Here is a 10,850-nt window from a genome sequence, read left to right on the forward strand (position 1 = left end):
TTATTAAATGATTAATATTAATGTGTTTTTTATATGATTCGTAACATTTTAATAACATTGGTTTATTTTTTGTGTAAAAATATAACACCTTGTTTTTGTTATTATCTTATTTAATCAACCCCCAATTTAGTTGCTCAGTTGATTATCAACCACAAACATTGATCACTAAGTGCAATGGGGGGTTAATATTGCTTCGAAATTGTGGGATGAAAATACAATGAAAAGCAGTATTTGGGGGTTTGCGGTTTTTTGTAGCCTGATCTCAGGCAGTCAGGCCGCAGACATCTCAGACCAACAACTGATCCATCAACAAGCACGTCAGCAAGCGCTGGAGGCTCAATTAGCTCCACCCCCTGCGGATGTTAGCTTGTCTGTGCCGGAAAAGGCGGTGTCATCCGCCTTTCCGGTGGAAACCCCGTGTTTTCCTCTCTCCCACGTCAGACTGGCAGGCACCGAAAATTTCCCGCACTGGTTACCGTTCAGGCGTGTCGCTCAACAGGGTGAAAACCATTGCCTCGGTGATAAAGGTATTAGCCGGCTGATGACTCAATTGCAAGATCAGCTCATCAATCATGGCTATGTCACCAGCCGGGTTCTGGCTCCTCGTCAGGATCTGCATAGCCAAACCTTAAAACTGGTGATGATCCCGGGCAAAATCCGGCATATCCGCTATACCCCGGACAGCGGCCATTACATTCAACACCTCACGCCATTCCCCGCGCGTGAAGGCAAGCTGCTGGATTTACGGGACATTGAGCAAGGATTAGAAAACTTGCAACGTTTCCCGACCGTGCAGGTGGATATGAATATTGTCCCGGCAGAACAGCCAGGGGAGAGTGATATTGTACTGGACTGGCGTCAGTCACGGCACTGGCGAGTTGCCACTTATCTGGATGATACCGGATCCAAAAGCACCGGGCGTTATCAAGGTGGGTTAACCTTTTTTCTGGATAACCCGCTGGCATTGAGTGATCTGTTTTATCTTTCCGGTGGGCGCGATATTCACGCGTCTGCCGGGAAAGGCAGCCAAAACGACACGCTCTATTACTCACTGCCATTTGGCTACTGGATGACGAGCGTGACGGCCAGTCATTACGATTATACCCAGACGATAGCCGGGCTGAATCAGGCGATTCAATACCGGGGCAAAAGCCAAAATCTGGCGGTCCAGCTCAGTCGGGTGCTGCACCGTAATGCTGACCAGAAAACGTTGCTCAATGGTGAAATTTATCGCCGGGCGTCCCGCAATTTTATTGACAACACCGAAATCGATGTTCAGCGCCGGGAAACCGCAGGCTGGAAGCTGGGGCTGTCCCATCATCACGCTATCGGCAATGCCACTCTCGATACCAAAGTCACTTACCAACAGGGCATGCGCTGGTTTGGCGCGCAACCGGCACCGGAAGAGTACCGCAATGAAGGGACGGCTTTACCTAAAATCACCCAATTCTCGGCGACGCTGGCCGGGCCGTTAACGCTGTTTGCTCAGCCCTTTTCTTATCAAACCCAGTATCTACGCCAGATAAGCGCCAGCCCATTGACGCCCCAGGATCGCTTTTCGATTGGCGGCCGCTGGACGGTGCGCGGCTTTGATGGCGAGTTGACCTTATCCGCTGATCGGGGCTGGTACAGCCGGAACGAACTGGACTGGCAAACCCCGCTGCGTGGGCAATCGCTGTATCTGGGGATCGACTATGGCGAAGTGGGCGGACGGGGCAGTGACGCGCTGCTCGGAAAACACCTGGCGGGCAGTGCTCTGGGCTGGCGAGGCAGCCTGAAAGGGGTGAGCTACGACCTGTTTGTCGGTGTTCCGCTGTCCAAACCCGCCGGTTTCCAAACTTCCCCCGTCACGGCCGGATTCAACCTGTATTGGCAGTACTGATTCAGAATAACAACGCTGCCCGTGTGTAGCGTGTGAGTGGAGCAAACGTCATGAACAAGCAGTTGTATCGTATTATCTTTAATCAGGCCCGCCAGATGTGGATGGTGGTAGCAGAGATAGCGCGTGTCGGACGAGGACGAACAGGGTGCCGCACTCGTCGCCCATCTCTACCGTCGTGTCGTTGCCGACTCACCGCGTTACGATTCAGTCTCTTGTTAGCCCTCGGCGGTGTATCGCTGACGGCTCAGGCCAATATCGTGGCGGATGGACAGGCGCCGGGCCATCAACAGCCGACCCTCATTCACAGTGCCAATGGCACACCGCAGGTCAATATCCAGACACCCAGTGCTGATGGGGTTTCCCACAATAGCTACCGTCAGTTTGATGTGGATAAACAGGGTGTTATCCTCAATAACAGCGCTAACACCACTCAGACGCAACTCGGTGGGATGGTGGCCGGTAACCCCTGGCTCGCCAGAGGGGAAGCGAAAATTATCCTCAATGAAGTCAACAGTCGCGATCCCAGTCACCTCAATGGTTGGATCGAAGTGGCTGGCCGCAAAGCGGAAGTGGTTATCGCTAACCCCGCCGGTATCACCTGCAACGGCTGTGGCTTTATCAACGCGCATCGTACCACGCTGACCACCGGCGAGGCGCTGATGGAACAGGGCCGGTTGAAAGGCTTTGATGTCAATCAGGGGGAAGTACGGATTGACGGGCACGGCATGGACAGCACACAGCAAAGTTACACCGATATTATTGCCCGCTCCGTCGCGATTAACGCCAAATTACATGCGCAGGACCTGAAAGTAACCACCGGGCGCAATATTGTGGATGCCGCGCACCAGCAAATTGAAAAAAAATCGGCTGACAATAAAAAGTCCCCGGAGTTTGCGTTGGATGTAGCGGCACTGGGCGGCATGTATGCCCATAAAATTAGGTTGATAGGCACCGAAGCGGGTGTGGGGGTGCATAACGCCGGTAACATCGGTGCGACGGCGGGTGAAGTGCATATTACCGCAGATGGGTGGATTGGGAACAATGGCACCCTCAGCAGCCGTGATGCGTTGCAATTAACCGCTTCCTCTAATATCTCGAACACAGGCAAATTGCTGTCACAATCGACGGTGAATTTACACGCCAAAGGGACGCTGAATAATCAGGGCCGGGTGGAAGCGCGTGGTGATACCACCGTTACCGCGGACACGATACACAGCAGCCATAACAGTGTGTGGGCCGCCGGGCTGGATGATAACGGCAACACCACCCGACCTGGTTCACTGACCCTGACTGCACAGTACGTTCAGGCCGGCGGGAAAAATCTGGCGACCGATACGCTAGCCATTCAAAGCCGCCAGATTGATCTGAGCGGTAGTCAGACCGCAGCCAGCCAGATTCAACTCACCGCCAGTCAATCGGGAATAAGTACTGCTCACGCCACCGTCAACGCCAACCGTTTGACGGCGAAAACACCGGGCCAGTTTAACAACGACGGCGGCCAACTGGTGGCGCGGGAAATCCACCTCACTACGCCTGATATCTCTAACCAGCTGGGAAAAATTAACCAGACCGGTCCCGGTGAACTGACGCTTAACACGCGCACCCTGAATAACGGTGGCGGTACCCTGTTCAGCCGGGGCAAACAGCTCACGATAACCACTGACACGCTTAACAACCAGCAGGGCAACATTGCCAGTCAGGGGGATAATCTGAGCCTGACCGCGCAAACGGTGAATAACACTCAAGGTCAAGTGCAACTGGCGGGCAACGGGAAACTGTCACTCAATACCCAACGGTGGTTGGGTGATAAGGGCAAACTGCTGACCAATGGTGCCCTGACCATACAGGCCGGTGACCTGCAACTGAACGAGGCTGAAACTCAGGCCGGACAGATGACTATCAACGCTGACACCCTGAGCCATCAACGCGGTGTCATGCAACAACAGGGCAAAGACACCCTGTCCCTCACCACCCGGCGACTGGATAACCAGAATGGCACCATTGCCGGCAACGGTAACCTGAACCTGAAGGCAACGACCGTCGATAATCGTCACGGTCACATCGTGGCCGCCGAAAAAGGGACGCTGGCATTGACCATCAAAGACACCCTGGACAATCAGTCGGGCCAGCTGGAAGCGGGCAATGCACTCCAGCTCAGGGCTGCCCAACTGGATAATAGTCAGGGTAGCATTGTTGCCACCGGGGACAGCACCACCCTCACTGTTGGCAAAGCCATTCAGAATGCCCACGGTCATCTTGAAGCCAAAACCCGACTGATCACGACCAGCCAGACACTGAATAACACGCAGGGTGTGTTGCTGGCGCAAAACATTAACAGCCAGACCCACGGTCATCCTTTCATCAACAACGCCGGACAGGTGATAGCCGAAGACACCCTGACGGTAAACAGTGGTCAATTGGATAATACGGCGGGGTTGTTACAATCTGGGCGCGAGATGGACATTGATACTCACGACCATTGGCTCGCTAATACCCGCAATGCCGACCAAAAAGCAGGCCGGTTGTTAAGCGGCGGGCAGTTAACTCTGCGCACCGGCGATGTTGATAACACGGGCGGGATAATCGTGGCGGACGGCAAAACCGTGTTGATCAGCGCCGCGCTCAATAATACTCAGGGACAGATAGCGGGCAATGGCGGACTGGACATTCACAGCCGGCAACTCACCAACCACAACGGCACCTTACAATCCGCAGACGCCCTGACGCTGGATACCAACGGGCAGTTACTGGATAACCAGCAGGGGCGTATTCTGAGTGAGGGCACCACCACGGTCACCAGCGGCCAGCTGGATAATACGGCGGGGCTGTTACAGGCGGGTCGCGAGATGTCCATTGATACCCACGGTCATTGGCTGACTAATACCCGCAATGCCGACCAAAAAGCGGGCCAGTTGTTGAGTGGCGGGCATTTAACCTTGCGCACCGGCGACATCGATAACACCGGCGGCAGGGTAGCGGGGAATGGCGGGCTGGACATTCACAGCCGGCAACTGATAAACCACGAGGGCACCTTACAATCCGCAGACACATTGGATCTGGATACCAACGGGCAGTTACTGGATAACCAGCAGGGGCGTATTCTGAGTGAGGGTGCCACCACGGTTACCAGCGGCCAGCTGGATAATACGGCGGGGCTGTTACAGGCGGGTCGCGAGATGTCCATTGATACCCACGGCCATTGGCTGACTAATACCCGCAATACCGACCAAAAAGCGGGCCAGTTGTTGAGTGGCGGGCATTTAACCTTGCGCACCGGCGACGTCGATAACACCGGCGGCAGGGTAGCGGGGAATGGCGGACTGGACATTCACAGCCGGCAACTGATAAACCGCGAAGGCACCTTACAATCCGCAGACGCCCTGACGCTGGATACTGACGGGCAGTTACTGGATAACCAGCAGGGGCGTATTCTGGGTGATGACATCACCACCGTGACCAGCGGCCAGCTGGATAATCGTCAGGGCCACCTTCAAGGCGGACAGTTGGCTATCGACACCCGACAGGCGCAGACCGATAACCGGGACGGCAAATTGTTGTCGGCAGACAGGCTCAACCTGAAAACCCAACGGCTCGACAATCGTCACGGTCAGGTACAGGCGGTGGGCGATACCACGCTTAACGTGCAGGAAAAAACCGACAACACCGACGGCCTGATCCGGGGTGGTCAGCAACTCACCCTGAACACCGCTCACCTGATTAACCACGAGACGGCGCAGCCGGATAACGGGGTGGAAGCCCAAAATCTGACGATAAACGCCCAACAGGCAGATAATACCGGGGGCGCTTTACGGGCCGCTCACCACCTGCAAGCGAACATCAGCCAGACGTTGAATAATATCCAGGGGCTGGTCTCTGCGGGCAGACAGCTCACGGTCAAAAGTGAGGCTCAGCAACCGCATCTGGTGATTCACAATCGACAGGGAACCCTGATTGCCGGGAAACAGGCTGACATTAGCGCCGGGGCCCTGAGTGGTGACGGCCAACTGTTATCGCAGGGCGATATGGCCGTCACGTTAACCGAGGATTTTCACCATACCGGCAACACCGCGGCCAATGGCAATCTGACCCTGAAAACGACCGGCAATATTCTCAATGACCGCCAGATAAAAGCGGGTCAGGCGCTGCATCTTGACGCACAGAATCTCACCCATAGCGCGTCAGGCGAAATCAGCGCCGGACAAACGCAAATCAATGTCCACGATACCCTGAATAACACCGGATTGATTGACGGTGACCTGACTCATCTCACGGCCAACACCCTGAATAATACGGGCACCGGGCGCATTTACGGCGACCAGCTCGCCCTCCAGACGGGCACGCTGAATAACACCGCACAGGACGGCAAAGCCGCCGTCATAGCGGCGCGTGACCGGCTGGATATCGGCACCGGCACGCTCAACAACCAGCATCATGCGCAGATTTACAGCGTGGGCGACATGCGCATCGGCGGCCAGTTGGATAATACCCTGACGGCGACCCGTCAGGCGAGGGAGCTCAATAATCACGCGGCGACGATGGAAGCCGGGCGCAATTTGACGATTCAGGCTGACCAGATTCACAACACCAACGCCGGGTTGGTCACCCAGGTCGTCGAAACGGAAAAATCGCCGCATCACGACGCGGTATTGAGCGGACAGACTGCCCGCTATGACTGGTCACAGGTGGACACCTCCCACCGCAACAAATACGGCGTGCACGATGCCATCATGCCGGACGGCAGCCGCAGTAATAACTTTTACGAATATCAATACACCCGTACTGTCAAGGAAACCCAGGTCAAACAGAGTGACCCCGGTAAAATTCTGGCCGGGGGCAATATGACGCTCAACAGTGCGCAGATCACCAATCACGATAGCCAAATTGTGGCCGGCGGTGCGCTAGGCGGTGAAATTGGCAAGCTGCACAATATTGCCACTCAGGGCGAACGTATCACCACTGATAAAGGTCGCCAGACCCACTGGTACGCCAAAAAAACCAAACGCTGGCACCGGCTCGGCACCAAAACTTCACAGGGGAAAAGTCGCAGTAATTATGACCCTGCTCCAGTGACAGAAACGATTGACCTAAAAGCCCTGGCCTGGCAGGACCATACCCAGCCAGAGGCCGCCGGTATCCCAATAGCGGACCGCCAGACCGGGCAAGTGCAACAGGCCCCCACCGCCGTGAAACCGGTTGCCGGGATAACCCCCCCGCCCTTGGTCCTGCCGCCCGACCCGCCTTTAGTCTTGCCGCCCGGCCAGCCCTTAGTCCTGCCGCCCGGTCAGCCGTTTGAACTGACGTTGCCCCCGGAAATCGTCAAAGGACACACTGTTGACCCGGTCATCCGCGTTATCACGCCCGATACCCGATTACCGGATAACAGCCTGTATACCGTACAACCGGGCAGTGACAGCCACTATCTGGTGGAGACCGACCCGAAATTCACCCAGTATAAACAGTGGCTGGGCTCGGACTACATGCAGCAGCAACTCACCCATGACCCGGCGTTAGTGCACAAACGGTTAGGCGACGGGTTCTATGAACAGCGGCTGGTGCGGGAGCAGATTACCCAGCTGACCGGCCAGCGTTATCTGTCCGGCTATAATAACGACGAAGCCCAGTTTAAAGCCCTGATGGATGCGGGTATCACCTTTGGCAAACAGCAACAATTAACGCCGGGTGTCGCCCTCAGCCCGGCGCAGATGGCGTTGCTGACCTCCGATATTATCTGGCTGACTAACCAAACCGTGACCCTGCCGGATGGTTCTGCCGAGGTGGTCACCGTGCCGCAGGTTTATGCGCGAGTCCGTCAGGGCGACCTAAGCAGTGAGGGTGCCTTGCTGGCCGGTAATACCGTGGCGCTCAACAGTCAGGGCGATATCACCAACAGCGGCACAGTCAGCGGACGCGACGTCACCCAACTGACCGCTAACAACCTGACCAACCACGGTTTTATTCGCGGAGGCAAAGTCGATTTGACTGCCCAACAGACTCTCACTAACCGGGGCGGCCAGATTCAGGGAAATGACCGGGTGACCCTGAAAGGCCGCGATATCACCAGTGCATCGACGGTGCGCGGAGATGAAGCTAACCGTTGGCTGGACCGTCCGGCGGGGATTTATGTGCGGAACGATAAGGGCACCTTATCGCTGAGCGCCATCAACAATGTGCAATTAACCGCCAGTGAGGTGAAGAATGCCGGTAAAGACGGCCACACCGAGATAACGGCAGGCCATGACCTGACGCTGGAGACCTTAAACACGCAACACACAGAAAGCGGCGACTGGGGCGGCGGTAACACCCGCCATCTGACCCAACAACAGGATATCGGCAGCCAGATAACCGGCGCAGGTGATGTGACACTGCAAGCCGGGCATGACTTGAAGGCCACTGCTGCCCATGTTAATGCCGGTCAACAACTGACGGCGCGGGCCGGAAATGACCTGATGCTGACAACCGGTACAGCCTCCTCAGACTTAGTGGAACACAGTAAACAAACCAGCAAAGGCTGGCTGTCGAAATCGTCAGTGGAAACCCATGATGAAGTGCATGACCGGCAAGCACTGAGTACCACATTCAGTGGCGATAAAGTGAATCTCCAGGCCGGTCACGACCTGCATATCAGCGGCAGCAATGTGGCAGGCACCCAGGATGTCAGCCTAAACGCCGGTCATCAGCTCACGGTCACCACCGCAGCGGAAACCCATCAGGAAACCCATTTACGGCAGGAGAAAAAATCCGGTCTGATGGGCACCGGGGGGATAGGCTTCACTGTAGGCAAAGCCAGCCAAAAAACCACCACTGACCGTGACAGCCAGTTAACCAAAGGCAGCACCGTGGGCAGCAGCCAGGGCAATGTCACGCTCAACGCCGGAGAACAGCTCCAGGTTCACGGCAGTGACGTGGTCGCCGGTAAAGACCTGACCCTCACCGGTCAGAGCGTCAATATCACCAGTGCAGAAAACAATCACACGGTCTTGACCAAAACTGAACAAAAACAGAGCGGTCTGACATTAGCGCTCAGTGGGGCCGCAGGCTCGGCTATCAACACTGTGGTGCAAACGGCCCATGAGGCCCAGGAAACGCAGGACAGCCGGGTTAAAGCCTTGCAGAACACCCAGGCGGCCCTCAGTGGTGTGCAGGCGGTTCAGGCGGCGCGGCTGGCGGAAGCCAAAGGCGGTGACGACAAAAGCAATAACAATGTGGTGGGCCTCAGCCTGTCTTACGGCAGCCAGTCCGCCCGTTCAGAGCAGCAGCAACACCAGACCACGCAACAGGGCAGCCACCTGACCGCCGGAGAGAATCTCACGATGACGGCTAACGGGGGGAGCAAAGGCTCATCAGGACCGAACGGGGATATCCGCATTCAGGGCAGCTGGTTACAGGCGGGTAAAGACCTGCAACTCAATGCCAGCCGGGACATCCAATTGCGTTCCAGCCAGAACAGCGAGCAGACTACCGGCAAAAACAGCCGCCACGGCAGTTCACTGGGCGTGGGCCTGACCGCGGGACCGGGGGGCACCGGCCTGAATGTCTCGGCCAGCGTCAATCAGGGTAAAGGCCGTGAAAGCGGCAACGGTGTCAGTCACAATAACACCACGTTACAGGCGGGGCAGACTGTCACCCTGAACAGTGGCCGGGACGCCACGCTCAAAGGGGCCCAAGTCAGCGGCGAACAGATTACCGCCGAGGTGAAACGTCACCTGACGCTCAGTAGCGAACAAGACAGCAACCGCTATGACAGTCAGCAGCAGAACACCAGCGCCGGAGCCAGTGTCACGGTCGGCCCGCAACCGGGCGGGACTTTAAGCCTCAGCGCCAGCCGTGACAAACTCCACAGCAACTTTGACAGCGTAAAGGAGCAAACCGGGCTGTATGCGGGGAAAGGCGGCTATCAGGTGAACGTGGGTGAACACACCCAGCTTGACGGCGCGGTCATTGCCAGCACCGCAGACAAAGCCAACAACACGCTGGATACCGGCACCCTGGGCTTTAAGACTATTCACAACCAGGCTGATTTCAAAACCGAGCACCAGAGCGCGGGACTCAGTACCGGTGGACCGGTGGGGAGTCAGTTACTGAACAATCTGGCGGCCAATACCCTGGTGGGCGCAAACAAGGCGGGTCATGCTGAAAGTACAACTCAGGCGGCCGTCAGTGACGGCACGGTGATTATCCGGGATAAGGCGGCTCAACAGCAGGATATCCGTACCCTGAGCCGCGATACTGATAACGCCGGCAATGCCCTGAGTCCTATCTTTGATAAAGAGAAAGAGCAGCAGCGGCTGAAACAGGCGCAACTGATAGGCGAAATCGGGGCGCAGGCAAGGGATATTGCCAGTACGGAAGGGGCGATAATCGCTACGAAGGCGGCGAAGGAGAAAATCGCCAATATTCATGAATCAGACAAAGCGGCGGCAAAAGAAAAGCGGGTAAAAGCGGGCAACCGCCACCCGACCGAGGATGACATCAAAAAGCAACTCTACGACACCGCTTACACTCAGGCGCTGAATGAATCCGGCTTCGGGACGGGAGGTAAATATCAGAAAGCGTTACAGGCGACAACAGCGGCTCTCCAGGGGCTGGCCGGGGGTGACTTGAAACAGGGGCTGGCAGGCGGGGCTTCACCGTATCTGGCCGGGGTGATTAAAGACCTGACCACTGACCCGCAAACCCATCAAGTCGATATCGCGACCAATACACTGGCCCATGCGATTTTGGGAGCCGTTGCCGCTGAAGCCAGTGGTGGCAGTGCCCTTGCAGGGGCAGCTGGCGCGGCTTCCGGTGAGCTGGCGGCGCAGGTCCTGATTAAACAGCTTTACGGAGATAAAGTTAAGGTCAGTGAGTTAAGTGAAGAGCAGAAACAAACTATCAGTACCCTCTCTACCCTGGCCGCCGGGCTGGCGGGCGGGATTGCGGGTGATTCGACCGGGAGTGTTATCACGGGTGCTCAGACTGGGAAGAATGC

General features: G+C 56.3%; 2 protein-coding genes. Both read left to right on the forward strand.

What is annotated here, in order from left to right:
* Positions 1-217: 217 nt before the first annotated feature.
* The gene (locus PTE_RS00005) at positions 218-1,882 is read left to right on the forward strand and encodes a ShlB/FhaC/HecB family hemolysin secretion/activation protein (protein WP_051477031.1); all 1,665 of its coding nucleotides are present in this window, start codon (positions 218-220) and stop codon (positions 1,880-1,882) included.
* 50 nt (positions 1,883-1,932) lie between these two features.
* Positions 1,933-10,850: two-partner secretion domain-containing protein (locus PTE_RS00010; RefSeq protein ID WP_036842080.1), on the forward strand; the 8,918-nt coding region annotated here is incomplete at its 3' end.

Source organism: Photorhabdus khanii NC19, assembly GCF_000517265.1.
Classification (GTDB): Bacteria; Pseudomonadota; Gammaproteobacteria; order Enterobacterales; family Enterobacteriaceae; genus Photorhabdus; species Photorhabdus khanii.

Coding starts and splice junctions, on each gene's coding strand:
- PTE_RS00005 (WP_051477031.1), top strand. CDS start 218: ATGAAAAGCAGTATTTGGGGGTTTGCGGTTTTTTGTAGCCTGATCTCA.